Genomic DNA, 16,173 nt, shown 5'->3' on the forward strand with positions numbered 1-16,173 from the left:
GCCAACTGGCTGAAATGGCGCAACCAGATCAACAAGGTGGGCCGGCTCAACCTGAAAGACAAAAGCCTGATCAGTGAATTCGACAACCTGTTCCAGCAGATCGAGCAGGTACACAAGGAAGGCCGCCGCTCTTCCGAAGATCTGGCGATCAACCTGCTGGAGCGGTTGCTGATCCGCTGTTTCGAGGAAACCCCCGAGAACAACAGCCGGCCGATCGATCCGCGTATCGAAGAGGCGTGCCAGTTCCTGTCGCGCAATCTGGCTGAAGAAGTGAATCTGGATGACGTGGCGCGCCACGTCTGCCTGTCACCATCGCGGCTGGCGCACCTGTTCCGCGAGCAGATGGGTGTGAATATCCTGCGTTGGCGCGAGGACCAGCGCATCATTCTGGCCAAGCATTTGCTGGAAAGTACCTGTTCACCGATAGCACGTGTGGCCAGCATGGTGGGCTATGATGACCAGATGTATTTTTCGCGCGTATTCCGCAAGCGCGTCGGCGCCAGCCCCAGCATGTTCCGGCGCAGCAGCGAGAAAAAGCCCGGCCAGTGCGTGGAAGCGCTGATGCCTGAAACGGTGGTTGATTTTTTCGGAAGTCAAAACTAGATCAGATAATTCAAAAGGATGTTGCATGGATAGCAGCCCGGTACTTTGTCCTGACGGTCACCCTGCCACGTTGCTGACGCTGGTGCATGATTGCGGGGTGGAGTTGTCGCTGATGGATTGGGGCGCAACCTGGCTGTCTCTACGGGTGCCGGTTGCCGGCAAGTCACGCCGCGAGGTGCTGCTTGGCTGTGCGCATATCCCCGATTATTTCCGGCAGACGGCTTATCTGAACGCCACGATCGGTCGCTATGCCAATCGGATCGGACGTGCGCAGATTGCCCGCGCGGATGAGGTATGGCGCTTGCGTGCCAACCAGGGGCCGCACCAGTTGCATGGCGGCCCGCAAGGTTTTGACAAGCGGCGCTGGCGCATTCTGGATCTGGGGCAAACCCATGTCACGCTGGTGATCAACTCGCCGCATGGCGATCAGGGTTTCCCCGGCAATCTGAGTGCCGAAGTGACCTACCGGCTGCTGGATGACTGCCGCATCAGCCAGGAATTCACTGCGCAGGTCGATGCGCCAAGTCCGGTCTGCCTGACCAATCATGCCTATTTCAATCTGGATGGCCAGCGCTCCGATATTCGCCAGCATACCCTGCGGATTCATGCCGATCGGTTTGCGCCCATTGATGACAGCCTGATCCCGACCGGGGATTTGCTGCCGGTGACAGGCAGCGGATTCGACTTCACCAAACCCAAGCAGGTCGCACAGGATTTCGGGCGCGATGCGCAGCAGCAGATCACGCAAGGCTACGATCATGCCTTTCTGCTGGATGCGCAGTGTAGTGCCATGCAGGTGCCGGCGGCCAGCCTGAGTTCGGCCGACAAACACCTGCACATGGATCTCTATACCACTGAACCGGCCTTGCAGTTTTACAGCGGCAATGCACTGGCCGGCACGCCAGCACGCGATGGTGGCGTGTATGAGGCCTGGCAAGGGCTGGCGCTGGAGCCGGAATGCCTGCCCGACAGCCCGAATCATCCCGAGTGGCCGCAGCCCGATTGCTGGCTGCGTCCCGGCTCGGTCTATCGTCATACCACCTTGCTGCATTTCCGTAGCTGATTCGTGACCCATCTTCTGCTGGTAAACTTTGCTTTGCCAACAGGAGATCGTCATGCCCGTACTGACTGACATTTATCGTTATCCGATCAAGTCCACCCATGGCGAAACCTTGGTGGCAAGCACCGTTACCTCGCAGGGCCTGCCAGCCGATCGCGCCTGGATGGTGGCTGATGCCAGCGGCCGCATGGTGACCGGACGTACCGATCCGGTGCTGGTTCGGGTGACGGCCAGTGTCAGCAATGAGGCACTGACCTTGAGCGCGCCGGGCCGGGCCGATTTGACCGTGGCGTGTGCGCAGTTTGCCGATCCGGCTGCGGCATCGGTCTGGAAGGATGATTTCGCAGCCTGGGGCGGTGCCGATACCGCCGATGCCTGGCTGTCGGGGTTCCTCGGCAAACCCGTGCGCCTGCTGTACTGCGGTGATCAATCGAATCGCCGCATGCGCAGCCAGCCCGAGCAGGCGCTCAGTTTTGCCGATGCTTACCCGCTGTTGTTGATTGGCCAGGGTTCGCTGGATGAACTCAACCGCCGCATCGGACGCGAACTTTCCATGTCCCGCTTCCGCCCGAACTTGGTGGTGACCGGTGCCGAACCGTTTGCCGAGGATGGCTGGAAAAGAATCCGCATCGGCTCGACGGTGCTGCGGATCGAAAAACCGTGCGAGCGCTGTGTGTTCACCACGGTCGACCCCGACAGCGGAGAAAAAACAGCGGATCAGGAACCGCTGCGTACGCTGGCTAAATTCCGCAAGACGGCGGCCGGTGTGCTGTTCGGCCAGAATCTGCTGGTTGAGCAGGCGGGTGAAATTGCCTGTGGCATGGAAGTCGAAATTCTATAACTCAGGCCCATTCAGGCTTTCAAGAAGTGTCTGCGCAGGTGGACTGCCTGGGTCCCGGCTTTCGCCGGGGCGACGAGTTGAAACATTACAAGGCCGGATCAATAGCCTGAACTTTTCCCCTTTTTTCGCCACAGAAGCAGAACCGATCGTGTGCTGGAAGGTGTTACTGATGAAACGCTTGCGCTATGGTTTGGCGCTGTCCCTGTTCTTTCTTGCCGCCAGCGTACTGGCAGTGCCGATCAAAATCACCGAAATCGAGGGAGTCAGCGAATGCCGGCTGGATAACGGCCTGAAGGTGCTGCTGGCGCCGGATCCGTCGCGACCGACCATGACCGTCAACGTGACCTATCTGGTGGGATCGCGGCATGAGGGCTATGGCGAAACCGGCATGGCACACCTGCTGGAGCATCTGCTGTTCAAGGGATCTGCCCTCTATCCGGATATCAATCTGGAGCTTTCCCGGCGCGGCATGCGCCCCAACGGCTTGACGACCTACGATAGAACCCAGTATTTCGAAACCTTTGCTGCAAGCGATGACAATCTGGCCTGGGCCTTGGGCATGGAAGCCGATCGCATGGTCAATTCCTTTGTTTCGGAAGCCGATCTGCGTTCGGAAATGACCGTGGTACGCAATGAAATGGAGCGCGGACAGAACAGCCCGGCCTCGGTTCTGCGTGAAAAAGTGCTGGCCAGTGCCTATCAATGGCATGCCTATGGCCGCAGCATCATCGGTGCGCGCTCGGATGTGGAAAACGTACGCATTGCCAATTTGCAGGCGTTCTATCGCACTTACTACCAGCCGGACAATGCCGTGCTGACCGTGGCCGGCAAGATCGATCTGCCGCGCACGCTTATGCTGATCGAACAGACCTTCGGCGCGATCCCCAAGCCGCAACGAGCTCTGCCGGCACTGTATACGGTCGAGCCGCCACAGGAGGGGGCGCGCAGCGTGAGGCTGGAGCGGCGAGGCGAAGGCCGCCTGCTGCAACTGGTTTACCACACCCCTGCCGGTGCGCATCCCGACGCCGTGACACTGGAGTTGCTGATGCAGATACTGGCCGATACCCCGGACGGACGGTTGCACAAGTCGCTGGTGGAAACCGGCTTGGGCACGGCGGTCAGCGGCTGGAGCGCCAAATTGTTCGATCCCGGCTATGCCGTGTTCAGTGTACGCATGGCCAGTGATGCCAATGTGGAAGCTGCGCGCACGGCACTGCTGGCGCGGATCGAGGATATTGCTGCGCAACCGGTGACCGATGAGGAAGTCAGCGTGGCCAAGCGTGCACTGCAGGTCGGGTACGAGCAGACGGTAAGCGATACCGGCCGGCTGGCCATGGCGTTGTCGGGTGCGATTGCCCTGGGTGACTGGCGACTGTATTTCTGGCAACGCGATCATCTTGCACGGATTGATGCCGCCGAGGTCAATCGCGTGGCACAGCAATATTTCCGTCCGGATAACCGCACGCTCGGAGAATTTGCGCCTGTCGAGGCTGCGCGCAGCGTAACCATACCGGCAGCGCCGGATGTGCAGGCATTGCTGCAGGATTATCGGGGCAATGCGGCCATGCAGAATGGCGAAGCCTTTGATCCCTCGCCGGCCAATATCGCAGCCCGGATGCAACAGCATCAGTTGGCCAACGGGATGCAACTGGCTTTGCTGCCCAAGAAAACCCGTGGCGAAACCGTGCGCGCTGTATTGATGCTCAATTTTGGCACGGCACAAACCCTGCTGGGCAAGGGCGATATTGCCGAGACGACGGCGGCCATGTTGCTGCGTGGCACACAGCGCACCAGCCGCGCAGCCATCACGCGCCAACTGGATAGCCTGGGCAGCCAGATCAGTATCGGCGGGTTGGGTCAGCAGGTGACGGTGAATGTCGAAGCACGCCGTGACAGTCTGGCGCCAACACTGCGCCTGTTGCGCGAGATCCTGCGCGAGCCCGCCTTCCCGGCTGCGGAGCTGGAGCAACTGCAAAAGCAAAGCCGTTCCGCTATCGAGGCTGCGCGAATCGAACCTGAAAGCGTTTCCGATATGGTACTGGCGCGCCACTTCAACGATTGGCAGGCGGATGACATCCGTTATGTCCAGACCTTCGATGAGCAGTTGCAGGGGCTGAAGCGGGTTCGGCGCAGTGATTTGCAGCGTTTTCACGCGCGTTTTTACGCGGCCAGTCATGCCCAGTTCGCGGCAGTGGGTGATTTTGATGTGCCAGGCTTGACCGGGTTGGTGACGGAGCTGTTTGGTGATTGGCAAAACAGCGAGCCCTACCAGCGGCTCGATCATCCCTTCCGCACGGTTCCTCCGTTGAAGCAAGTCCTTGAAACGCCGGAAAAACAGAATGCCGTATTCCGCGCTGCGCTACGCATTCCGGTAGGTGAAGATCACCCGGATTACCCGGCCTTGCGGGTGGCCAGCCATATTCTGGGTGGCGGTTTCATCAGCTCGCGTCTGGCCAACCGCCTGCGGCAGCAGGAAGGAATTTCCTATAGTGTATGGGCAGCACTGTCGGCCAGCCGGCAGGAGAATCTTGGCAGCCTGTCCGTTTACGCGATCTATGCGCCGCAATATAGGCAACGCGTGGAGGCTGCCTTCTCCGAGGAAATGCAACGCGCCTGGCGCGAAGGCTTTACGGATGATGAGGTAAGCAATGCCAAGCAAGCCATCTTGCAGGCGGCGCAATTGAACCGGGCGCAGGATGCCAATCTGGCGTGGATGATGGCCGCTGATCTCTTCTATGGGCAGGATTGGCAACGCATCTTGGCGCTCGAAGAAAAAATGCGCACACTCACGCGCGCTGAAGTCCACGCTGCACTGCGGCGACATATTGATCCGGCCGGGTTTACCCAGATCTATGCCGGTGATTTTGTGCAGAAACGTAATCCGTCTCGCCATTGAAATTTTGCCCAACAACCTTTTGTATCGGAAACCACCATGATGGAATTATTGACCAGCCCTGCGGCCTGGATCGCCTTTCTTACCCTGACCAGCCTGGAATTGGTGCTGGGTATCGACAACGTGATTTTCATCTCGATCCTGGTCGACAAGCTGCCGGCCGAGAAGCGTGAATTCGCCCGGCGCCTGGGGTTATTCCTGGCCATGTTCATGCGCATTGCGCTGTTGCTGGTTCTGTCCTGGATCGTTGGTTTGGTTGAGCCGATTTTCTCCCTCTATACACAGGATGGTTCGCTGGGCGTAGGGCTGGGTGCCGCCCCTGTGCTTGATGGCGTGAAAGCACTGGTCGGGTTTTCCGGGCGCGATCTGATCCTGATCGCGGGTGGCCTGTTCCTCATCTGGAAAAGCGTGGGTGAAGTGCATCAGTTGATGGAGGGTGAAGAAGGGCATGAATCCAGTGCAGTCAAGGCCACGTTTGGTGCCATCATTGCCCAGATCATCGTGATCGACATCGTGTTCTCGCTCGATTCGATCATTACCGCAGTCGGCATGGTCAGCGAAGTGGGTGTCATGATTGCCGCAGTGATTGCATCGGTTGGTCTGATGATGGTGTTTGCGCCGCATATCGGCCGCTTTGTCTCGGCGCATCCCACCATCAAGATGCTGGCCTTGTCGTTCCTGATCGTGGTGGGCGTTACCCTGTTGCTGGAAGGCTTTGGCAACCACGTACCCAAGGGCTATATCTATTTCGCCATGGCGTTTTCTGTCGGCGTGGAAATGCTCAACATCCGCATGCGCAAGAAAGCAGTTCAGCCGGTTCACCTGCACGAGCCGTATGTGGCGGAACAGAAAGACTGATTTGCCACCTGCCTGCCGCATGCCATGCACCGGCAGGCACGGTGTAAAATCCGCTTTTGCCTGAAAGTCTTGTTCTTATGTGGAAACCCAATACCACCGTCGCGGCCTTGATCGAGCGCGACGGCAAGTTCCTGCTGGTGGAAGAGCGCATCAACGGCGAGCTCAAACTCAACCAGCCTGCCGGCCATGTCGAGCAGAACGAAAGCATCGAGGCCGCCTGCATCCGTGAAGGGCTGGAAGAAACCGGCCACCATATCCGCCCGACTGCGCTCGTTGGCATCTATTACTGGACCCCGCCCGAGCGTGCGCACATGACCTACCTGCGCTTTGCCTTTGCCGCCGAGGTTATCGGTGAAGAGCCCGGTTACCAGCTGGATGAAGGCATAGAGCGCCCGGTGTGGCTGACTTACGACGAAATCGTAGCCCGGCGCTCGCAGCACCGCAGCCCGCTGTTGCTGGGCTGCATCGACGACTATCTGGCGGGCAAGCGTTACCCGCTCGACCTGATCCGGGATTTTGACCGTGGCTGAAAAAATCGTAGTAGGGCTTTCCGGCGGCGTGGATTCGTCGGTGACGGCATATCTGCTGAAAGAGCAGGGCTATGAGGTGGTCGGCGTCTTCATGCAGAACTGGGAAGACGACAATACCGACGAATACTGCTCGATCAAGGAAGACAGCATGGACGCCATTGCTGTGGCGGACCTGCTCGGCATCGATATCGAACTGGTGAACTTCGCCGCCGAATACAAGGATCGCGTCTTCAGTTACTTCCTGGCCGAGTATTCGGCCGGTCGTACGCCCAACCCCGATATCCTGTGCAACAGCGAAATCAAGTTCAAATGCTTCCTGGATTACGCCATGAAGCTGGGTGGCGTGAAAATGGCCACCGGTCATTACGCCGACAACCGCCTGCGCGCTGATGGCCGCACCGAACTCTTGCGCGGGCACGATACCAACAAGGACCAGAGTTACTTCCTCTATCGGCTCTCGCAGAAACAGGTATCGCATGCCGTGTTTCCGCTGGGGAAGATCGACAAGCCCGAAGTGCGCCGCATTGCGGAAAAAATCGGTCTGCCCAATGCGAAGAAAAAGGACAGTACCGGTATCTGTTTTATCGGCGAGCGTCCATTCCGTGAGTTCCTCAACCGCTACCTTCCCAAGGTACCGGGATTGATGAAAACGCCGGAAGGCAAGGCCGTGGGCGAGCACATGGGGCTGATGTACTACACCATTGGCCAGCGCCAGGGCCTCAACATCGGCGGGCCGGGCGAGCCGTGGTTCGTCGCGGGCAAGGATATGGCCAAGAACGAGCTGATAGTGGTGCAAGGGCATGATCATCCACTGTTGCTGAAGCCCACGCTCATCGCACAGGACCTGAGCTGGGTGCTGGGTGAGGCGCCCCAAGCTGGTCGCTATACCGCCAAGACCCGGTACCGCCAGGCCGATGCGGCGTGTGAAATCGTCTATCTGGACAACGGCCGCTGCGAGCTGAAGTTCGACGAGCCGCAGTGGGCGGTTACGCCGGGCCAATCCATGGTTCTATACGACGGCCAAGTATGCCTGGGCGGCGGGATTATTATCTGATCATGCAAAACGCATTCGGAAAAATAGTGCGCAAAGGTGTTGACGGGGGGCGTGAACCTCGACATAATGCGCACCTCTTCGGGGGTATAGCTCAGCTGGGAGAGCGCTTGCATGGCATGCAAGAGGTCATCGGTTCGATCCCGTTTACCTCCACCAAAGATAAAAATAAATGCCGCATCCTGATGCGGCATTGATTTTCAAAGGCCGAAGTCCCCATCGTCTAGAGGCCTAGGACACCGCCCTTTCACGGCGATAACCGGGGTTCGAATCCCCGTGGGGACGCCAGTCACACATGAAAAATGCACCGAAAGGTGCTTTTTTCGTTTCTACAAGAAAATTTTCCTGCCGACCATGGTCGTTCTTGATCTTCCTGCTGCTCTTGTGGTTGTGAGGCTTGACGTGAAAGTCTGTGGAGCTGAGCGACAGCCAATACAGTCATGTGTCCTTGCTTTCCGCTCATGTCTTTTTTGCAGACAGTGCTGCCAGATTATGGTGCATGTGTAGTGAGAATATGGTGAGTACTTCCATTCAATTCTCCGGCAGTATTTGCACGGGTCACCACGCTGCCCGTGAAGGCGTTTGCTTGCCACTTCCTCGATAGTTAAGTCTGTCAGACTTAACATTCCATTTGTCATGCAGTCTGTTTACCTATTCCTATAATGAGGATGGCACCATCAGGGTGCGGCGGTCGGTCTGGCGTGCCCTGTTTTGAAAAACAGAATTCTTACTGGAGCGCTCCCATGAAACTCAAAGCCAGAATCTGGATGATCATCGTGGCTGCTCTGATCGGCCTGGTGACGATTTCCGGCATTGCCCTGTATACCCTGAAGCAGCAGCTGGTCGAGGAAAAACAGGTTCAGATCAAGACTTTGCTGGATATGTCGGTCAGTGTTGCCAAGTATTACCACGAACAGGAAAAGGCAGGTTCGCTGAGTCGCGAAGAGGCGCAGAACCTCGTCAAAAATGCGGTCAACAATCTGCGCACCGAAAACGATTATTTCTTTATCCGTACGCGCGATCACATCATCGTCACGCATCCCAGCAAGCCAGCAGGGCAAAAAGACCTTGGCGCCAAGCAAAAAGATGGCCGTACCTTGTCCGATGTCTATACCGAAGCCTTGGCCAAGTCGAGCATGGCCTATGTGAATATACTTACGCCCCGGCCTGGCGAAAAAACGGATTCACCCAAGCTCAACGGTCTCATCGCATTTGACCCGTGGAATTGGGTGATTGGAACCGGATTTTTCCTGAACGATATTGAAGAGGCATTTTGGAACCAGGCCATGGTTCTGCTTGCCTGTGCCGGGGTGTTGCTGGCCATTGTGGCTGTGCTGGCATTGAGTATGTCGAAGCGGATTCTCGCGCAACTGGGTGGCGAGCCGCAGTATGCGGCAGAAATTGCTACTGAAATTGCTCACGGCAATCTGGCCAGCGCGATCCAGGTAGAAGGTAGTACCACCAGCCTGCTGGGCTCGATCAAATCAATGCAGGATGGCTTGCGCACCATGGTTGAGCACTTCAATGTGGCATCTTTGCAATTGGCCAATTCTGCAGAAGAGCTGACCGACCAGATGGATAACGTCAGCAAGGGTGCTCGTGAAACGGCGGAAGCCACTTCTTCGACAGCCGCCGCCGTTGAGGAAATGACAGTGAGCATCAACCACATTTCCGATAACGCGCATGAAACCGAAGCCAATGCCAAGGCTTCGGTAGAACTGTCTTCCTCGGGCGAAATTCAGGCCAATAATGCAGCCGAAGAAATCCGCCGTATTGCTGACAATGTCAGTGCTGCGACCGAACTGGTACGCGGCCTGGTTGAGCGCTCGCGCGAAATCGACAGCATGAGTGCCGTGATCAAGGAAATTGCCGATCAGACCAATCTGCTGGCGCTCAATGCAGCGATCGAAGCTGCGCGCGCCGGCGAGCAAGGCCGGGGTTTCGCCGTGGTGGCTGACGAGGTGCGCAAGCTGGCTGAACGTACGGCTGGTGCCACGCAGGATATCACCCGCACCATTCACGCAGTGCAGCAGGATACGGATCTTGCAGCTGAGCGTATGGATGACGTCAAGCAGCAGGTTTCGCATGGCGTGGGGTTGGCCGAGCAAGCCGCCGATGCCTTGCGCCAGATTCATGCCAGCTCCGAGCGTAGTCTGGAGAAAACCCGCGAAGTCGCCAATTCGGCCCACGAACAAAGCCAGGCCAGTAACAGCATTGCTGTCAATATCGAAAAGATTGCCCAAATGGTGGAAGCGTCGGATGCAGCCGTGCATTCCGCGCATGACCAGTTGCAAGGCCTGGATGCCTTGGCTAAGGAGTTGCACGAGGCTGCCTCGAAATTCCGCCTGCATTGATTCTTGTGGTGTGATTGATGCCCAACCTGCAGGATTGGGCCACGATGCAGGTTGCTGTCAACCGATTGACCCGGTTGCAGCAGCTTGCCCAAAAGATCAGGGGATTCTCAATACACGCAACAGCGTAGAGAATGTCCGTAGAAATACTGGATATCTCGTCTATTCTGGTGTGTCTTTGTAGAAAGCTTTCGAGTTGCTCTTATGAGAATTGAGCCTTCGGGATGGATAAGCCGGGCAAAGTCGCGGCTGGCAAGCAGACAATTCAGCATCAGGACGCGATTGATCCTGCTGTTTGTTGTCATCAAGGTGTTACCTCTGCTTTTGCTGGCTTGGATCGCCTGGAATCAGGCCAATGCGCTTGGGCAACTTTTTTTGCAGCAAGCCGCCCGTTTCTCCGCATTGGCGCACCAAACCGTGGCCACTATCGGTTCGATAGCAACGTCGGAATCCAGTCAGGCCTTGGATATTCGTGCGCGTGAAGAGATCGAGCGCATGACAACGGATACCGCTAACCGCGTCGCGTCATTTCTATATGCACGCGATGCGGATTTGCGCTTGCTCGCTTCGCTGGATCCGGATGCCGGAACCTACAGAAAATTTCTCAATAGCCAGCAAGGTCAATTGGTTCGCCATGGGCAGTGGCAGCTGGCACCTGACCAACGTAGCTGGCAGCCTGTTGCGCAGAAAAAGCAAGATGATCCGGTCCGGTTCCAGCTAAGCGATAACGCCCGTCAATTGCATTACCGTGCCCCTGAAAAATTCGATCAGGTTGAAAGTCGCCCGCTTTATCTGGAGGTGAGTTTTATCGATCTGAAGGGTCAGGAGCAGATCAAAGCGACGAGTTCGGATCAGGTTTCTTCTGAACTCAGAAATATTGCATCAAAGCGCAATACCTATGTCCGTGCAGAAGACTATTTTCGGCATCTGATGGCACTGAAGCCGGGGGAGATTTATGTTTCTGATGTCATAGGTGCTTATGTTGGCTCACGTGTTATCAGTACCTATACGCCAGAATCAGCCAAGAAGGCCGGTATCGATTATCAGCCTCAGGATTCGGCCTATGCTGGCAAGGAAAATCCTTTGGGAAAAAGGTTCAAGGGGCTGATCCGCTGGGCAACACCCTATGTGCGCGATGGCCGCATTGTGGGGTATGTGACCATGGCGCTAGATCATGATCATTTGATGGAGTTCGTCGACCATCAGGTGCCGACCTTCGAGCGATATTCGGATATTCCGGATGCTGCCGCCGGGAACTATGCGTTTATCTGGGATCATCTGGGACGCAATATTGCCCACCCACGACACCATTCGATTTACGGCTACGATCCCAAGACGGGAGAACCGGTGCCGGGCTGGCTGGAAGATACGCTGTATGCGCAATGGCAACAGAGCGGCAAACCTTATGGCGAATTCATCCGCGATGTCCCGACATTCAGTAACCAAGGGCTGGACAAGAAATTTTCGAAAGAACAGGTCAAGCAGGGACTGCTGGGCCTGGATTGCCGCTATCTCAATTTTGCACCGCAGTGCACCGGCTGGTTCGACCTTACCAGCCAAGGGGGATCTGGTTCATTCGTGATTTTGTGGAGCGGATTGTGGAAGTTGACTACTGCCGCCGCCATTCCCTATTACACCGGGCAATACGGCAAGAGTCCGCGTGGTTTCGGAATTGTCACAATTGGTGCCAATGTTGATGAGTTTCATGCTCCCGCCAATGCAACCAAGGCAAAAATAGACCAGCTTATTCAAAAATCCAGTCGTGAGATGGATGCCATGAGTGCGGAAGCGATAGGTTCCGTGCATGGCCGCATGAAGCAGGCTGCCATGGATTTGACCATTTCAACCGTGATCATGATGGTTGCTGTCATTTTGATCGCGATCTGGATGGCCTCCTATTTGACCAGAAAAATTACGAGACTCATCAAGGGGATCGCCAGCTTCAGGCATGGCAATCTGGATTTTCGCTTCAATCAGCCCGTACGCGACGAGATGGGCGAGCTCGCCACCTCCTTTGACAGGATGGCCGATGACATTTCACAAAAAATGGAGCGGCTAGAGGATGAGGTGGAAGAACGTCAGCGCTCAGAAAAGGAACTGCTGACGATCAAAAGTCATCTGGAGGATCTGGTCCGCGAGCGCACGGACGAGCTGCTGCAGGCCAATACACTTCTGCAACAGGAAATTTCCGAGCGCCGCCTTGCCGAGCAACAAGCCCGCCATACGGCTGAGCATGATCCGCTTACCGGTTTGGCCAATCGTGATTTGTTCAGGAAAAACCTCGACATTGCTATCGAGCAGGCGCAACACCACAACCGCATGATTGCCGTGCTGTATTTTGATCTGGATGGGTTCAAGAAAATCAACGATACGCTTGGGCATACTGTTGGCGACAAATTGTTGTGCACAATTGCCCAGGAAATTCAGGCGTCGGTTCGGTCTGTGGATACGGTGGCCCGCCTGGGGGGGGATGAATTTGCACTCATCGTGACGCATATCGACGAGCCCCATTATGCAGCGCGGGTTGCGCAATCGATCCTCGATCGTTTGTCGCAGCCTGTAAGTGTGGCAGGTAATCATCTGGCAATTGGCACCAGCATAGGAATTTCGTTGCTATCTGCTGGCAATGCCAATGCGGAAACCTTGCTGCAGCAGGCCGATGTTGCCATGTATCAGGCGAAAAAAGAGGGCGGGGACTGCTATCGCTTTTTTGAAGACGACATGTTCCGCATCATTCGCGAGCGTTCGATCCTGGAGCGTGAATTGCGGGTGGCGTTGGCGGATAAGCAGTTCCGCCTGTTTTACCAGCCGCGCTATGACTTCAAAGGATCCAGGCTGGTCGGCGTTGAAGCACTGCTGCGCTGGCAGCATCCTCATCGCAACCTGTTGTTGCCGGGCGCTTTTCTCGATGTGGCTGAACTTTCCAACATCCTTCCCGATATCGATCAATGGGTATTGACCGAGGTTTGCCGCCAAGGCATGAAATGGCTGGAACAGGGGTTCGACTTCGGCCGGATAGCAGTGAATGTCTCAAGTGCAGATCTGGCACAGCCGCTTTTCTCGGGTAATGTCCTGCAAGTCTTGAACGATTCTGGTCTGCCACCCGAACGGCTTGAGATCGAGATAACGGAAAGTGCCCTGATTCGCCAATATGATGTGGCGGTGGAGCACCTGCGAGAACTCCGACAGCATGGATGCCATATCGCGATCGACGATTTCGGTATGGAGCACTCTTCCTTGCAGCGTCTGATCGAGTGTCCGATCAATGTCCTCAAGATTGATCGTTTCTTTGTTTCCCGGATCGGCGAAATAAAATCCGAGGCGGTGATTGCCGCGGTGGTGGCAATGGCGCATTCGATCAGGATGGACCTGATCGCAGAGGGAGTTGAAACTGCAGCGCAGCAGGAGTTTTTGGAAACACTCGGATGCCATGTCGTGCAAGGTTATTTGTACGCAAGGCCGATGCCGCCGGACAGCCTTTTTGCGCACTATCATCCCGAAAGTAGCGGTACGTGATTTTTTCGTGATCTGTTTCTGACTGGATAGATAAATGATTTTTATGTGGCCTCGCAAGTTGGTGACTGCGTCAAGCCTGCACAAACAGATTGTGGCCCGGCTAAGCGTTTTTGTTTTGATTTTGGGGTTGTTTGTAGCAGGAAGCAGTATCGGTGTGATCGGTTGGCTTTACCAGAAGACCGATGCCGAGCATGTCAATGCCTTGCTGAGCAAGGCTGATCTCCTGCTCGGTAGCGAGCACGTATCGCTGAAACGCGCTGTACGTGATTACGCAGTCTGGACAGATGCGTACCAATACGTCTACAAGCCGCAACGCAAATTTGAAACGGACAACTTCACGCAACAATCGTTGACCGTGATGAGGCTCGATTTTGTTGCCATCATTCGCTCTCCAAACAGGTTGATTTTTTCCTCCCAAATCGATCCCGCCATCGCGGATCAAAAGGCCACGCCTGCAATCCAGTCGGAGGCACTGAAGGCGACTTTTCCAAAGCTTCCAGAGTGGGATGCAACGACAGAGGATGGAGAGGCGGCGGCGCCTCATTCCTACTTGACCTTTATCGATGGTCGTCCTGTGCTGATGGGAGTATCGCGAATCTTTGATAGTCAGGAAAACAGAAGCGATGGCCTCATGGTGTTTGGTCGCTACCTCGATGGCGAGTATTTAACCTATTTACAGAAGCTTGCTGACAGTGAGTTGCATATCGTCGCGGCACGACCCACGGAAAAAGAATCAGCTCCTTTTTACAAGACTGAGTTGATTGCGGCAAAACCTGTCGAGGCGTGGTCGGTGCCAGATGCTTGGTTGCAGATCAAGCAGGAAGTTGATTGGGGGCCGCGCTATTTTGTGATCGGCGTTTTTGTTTCGGCCATTCTGTTTGTGATGTTTGTTGCTGCGTGGGTTTTGCAGCGTTTATTGGAGCGGTTGGTGGTCAGGCGGATTGAAGTCTTTGCCGACCTCGCTTGGCGACGAACGCAAGGCGAGCGGGTGTACTGGCCGATCAAAGGCAATAACGAGCTGGATGCTCTGGCCAGAGCATTCAATGGCTTGATGGACGAGGTTCAGGCAGCACAGAAAAATCTGCATGCACTCAGCGTAACCGATGCACTGACCACGCTGGGAAACCGTCGCGGCCTTGAGCAGGAAATCGGCTTGCAGATCACGTCCTGCCAGCCGGGCGCCAGTCTGAGCATGCTGCTGATGGATCTGGATGGTTTCAAGCTTGTGAATGACAGTCTCGGGCATGCGGCAGGCGATGCCCTTTTGCAGGAAGTCGCGCAGCGCATGCGCCAGATCATGCGCAAGCAGGATTTGCTGTTCCGCATGGGCGGGGATGAGTTTGCGGTGTTGATGCCGAATACGGATGCAGTGCAAGCGGAAAGGATGGCGGAGCGCTTGTTGCAACAACTGAGCACGCCGATCCATTATGGAACCCACTTGCTGGATATTTCCGGATCGATCGGGATTGCGCAGTGGGACGGCAATGCCGATGGCAAGGAGCTGATGCGACGCGCCGATCTGGCGATGTATGCAGCCAAGAATAACGGGAAATCCTGCATTTGCCGCTATGAAAAAGATATGAGTGGCATTGCATCCGAACAGATGAGGCAGGAGCAGGCACTGCGGCGGGCAGTCCAGGAAGACTTGATCGAGCCCTATTTCCAGCCGGTCATGGATGTCAGCAACGACAGGGTTTTTGCTGTTGAGATGCTCGCGCGCTGGCAATGGGATGGCCGGTTTGTCCCGCCCGCTGATTTCATTCGCTTGGCTGAGGATCTTGGCTTGATTCACCAGTTGTCCGGGAAGTTGTTGCAGAAAGGGCTTTCGGCGCTGGAGAAGTTCCGTGAGCGCGATCCTGATCTGAAGTTGCAGGTGAATATTTCGCCGCTGCAGTTTTCAGACCGGCAACTTGCCCCTGCGCTGCTGAAAATACTGGAAGTACATGCCCTGCCTCCTTCCGCGCTGGCCGTCGAAATGACCGAAAGTGCCATGCTGCTTTATCCGGAGCAGGTAGAGCATACGATGCGCCAGTTGGCCGATGCCGGAGTCAGTCTGCATCTTGATGACTTCGGTACCGGTTATTCGTCCCTCGCTCGCTTGCGTGACCTGCCGTTTGATACGATAAAGCTGGATCGCTCGTTTATCGTGATGATGTCTGAAGGTGACTTGTCATTGTCCAAGGCGGTGTTTGACATGGCATCAAGCATGAAAATGCAGTTGATCGCGGAAGGGGTGGAAACGCAGGCAGAGCTCAATTGCCTGGAGCAGATCGGTTATACCCGTGTACAGGGCTTCATGTTTGCCGAACCCATGCCTGAAGGGATGCTGATACAGTGGCTGACGGCGCATTCATTGCAAAAGTGAAGGCCGTCTGGCCGATATCCGCATGCGCTTTCTGGGGGAAAATGCATCGAACCCCGGATTATCTTGCGTGAATATTGATTCGGCCGGTCAGGAGTTGGCAGGCTA

The 16,173-nt window shown here is 55.9% G+C and carries 10 protein-coding genes and 2 tRNA genes; all 12 read left to right on the forward strand.

The features are described from left to right. Positions 1-603, forward strand: a 603-nt coding sequence (gene araC, locus AC0KVQ_RS11015; RefSeq protein WP_473421213.1) for an arabinose operon transcriptional regulator AraC, incomplete at its 5' end; no start/stop codon positions are given. 25 nt (positions 604-628) lie between these two features. Beyond that, positions 629-1,666: a galactose-1-epimerase gene (galM, locus tag AC0KVQ_RS11020; protein WP_473421214.1), complete on the forward strand. Its 1,038-nt coding sequence runs from the start codon at positions 629-631 to the stop codon at positions 1,664-1,666. A gap of 52 nt (positions 1,667-1,718) precedes the next feature. Continuing rightward, positions 1,719-2,504, forward strand: coding sequence for an MOSC domain-containing protein (locus AC0KVQ_RS11025; protein ID WP_473421215.1), 786 nt, complete (start codon positions 1,719-1,721; stop codon positions 2,502-2,504). 169 nt (positions 2,505-2,673) lie between these two features. Beyond that, the gene (locus AC0KVQ_RS11030) at positions 2,674-5,400 is read left to right on the forward strand and encodes a M16 family metallopeptidase (protein ID WP_473421216.1); all 2,727 of its coding nucleotides are present in this window, start codon (positions 2,674-2,676) and stop codon (positions 5,398-5,400) included. A 36-nt stretch (positions 5,401-5,436) separates the two neighbouring features. Then, positions 5,437-6,255 (forward strand): TerC family protein, encoded by an 819-nt coding sequence (locus AC0KVQ_RS11035; RefSeq protein WP_473421217.1) that lies wholly within the window; start codon positions 5,437-5,439, stop codon positions 6,253-6,255. A gap of 77 nt (positions 6,256-6,332) precedes the next feature. Continuing rightward, positions 6,333-6,785 carry an NUDIX hydrolase gene (locus AC0KVQ_RS11040; protein WP_473421218.1) on the forward strand — a complete coding sequence of 151 codons (453 nt, stop codon included), beginning with the start codon at positions 6,333-6,335 and terminating at the stop codon, positions 6,783-6,785. Further along, on the forward strand, positions 6,778-7,839 hold the full coding sequence (mnmA, locus tag AC0KVQ_RS11045) for a tRNA 2-thiouridine(34) synthase MnmA (RefSeq protein ID WP_473421219.1): 1,062 nt from the start codon (positions 6,778-6,780) through the stop codon (positions 7,837-7,839). The genes AC0KVQ_RS11040 and mnmA overlap by 8 nt, the downstream gene beginning before the upstream one ends. An 80-nt stretch (positions 7,840-7,919) precedes the next feature. After that, positions 7,920-7,995 (forward strand) — tRNA-Ala (locus AC0KVQ_RS11050). A 53-nt stretch (positions 7,996-8,048) separates the two neighbouring features. Then, positions 8,049-8,124: transfer RNA gene (locus tag AC0KVQ_RS11055), tRNA-Glu, on the forward strand. A gap of 455 nt (positions 8,125-8,579) precedes the next feature. Further along, positions 8,580-10,190 carry a methyl-accepting chemotaxis protein gene (locus AC0KVQ_RS11060; protein ID WP_473421220.1) on the forward strand — a complete coding sequence of 537 codons (1,611 nt, stop codon included), beginning with the start codon at positions 8,580-8,582 and terminating at the stop codon, positions 10,188-10,190. Positions 10,191-10,469: 279 nt separating this feature from the next. After that, positions 10,470-13,703, forward strand: coding sequence for a putative bifunctional diguanylate cyclase/phosphodiesterase (locus tag AC0KVQ_RS11065; protein WP_473421221.1), 3,234 nt, complete (start codon positions 10,470-10,472; stop codon positions 13,701-13,703). A gap of 154 nt (positions 13,704-13,857) precedes the next feature. Beyond that, positions 13,858-16,068, forward strand: coding sequence for a putative bifunctional diguanylate cyclase/phosphodiesterase (locus AC0KVQ_RS11070; RefSeq protein WP_473421222.1), 2,211 nt, complete (start codon positions 13,858-13,860; stop codon positions 16,066-16,068). The last annotated feature ends 105 nt before the right edge of the window (positions 16,069-16,173 follow it).

The sequence above is a fragment of the Formivibrio sp. oc-25 genome (assembly GCF_055810895.1).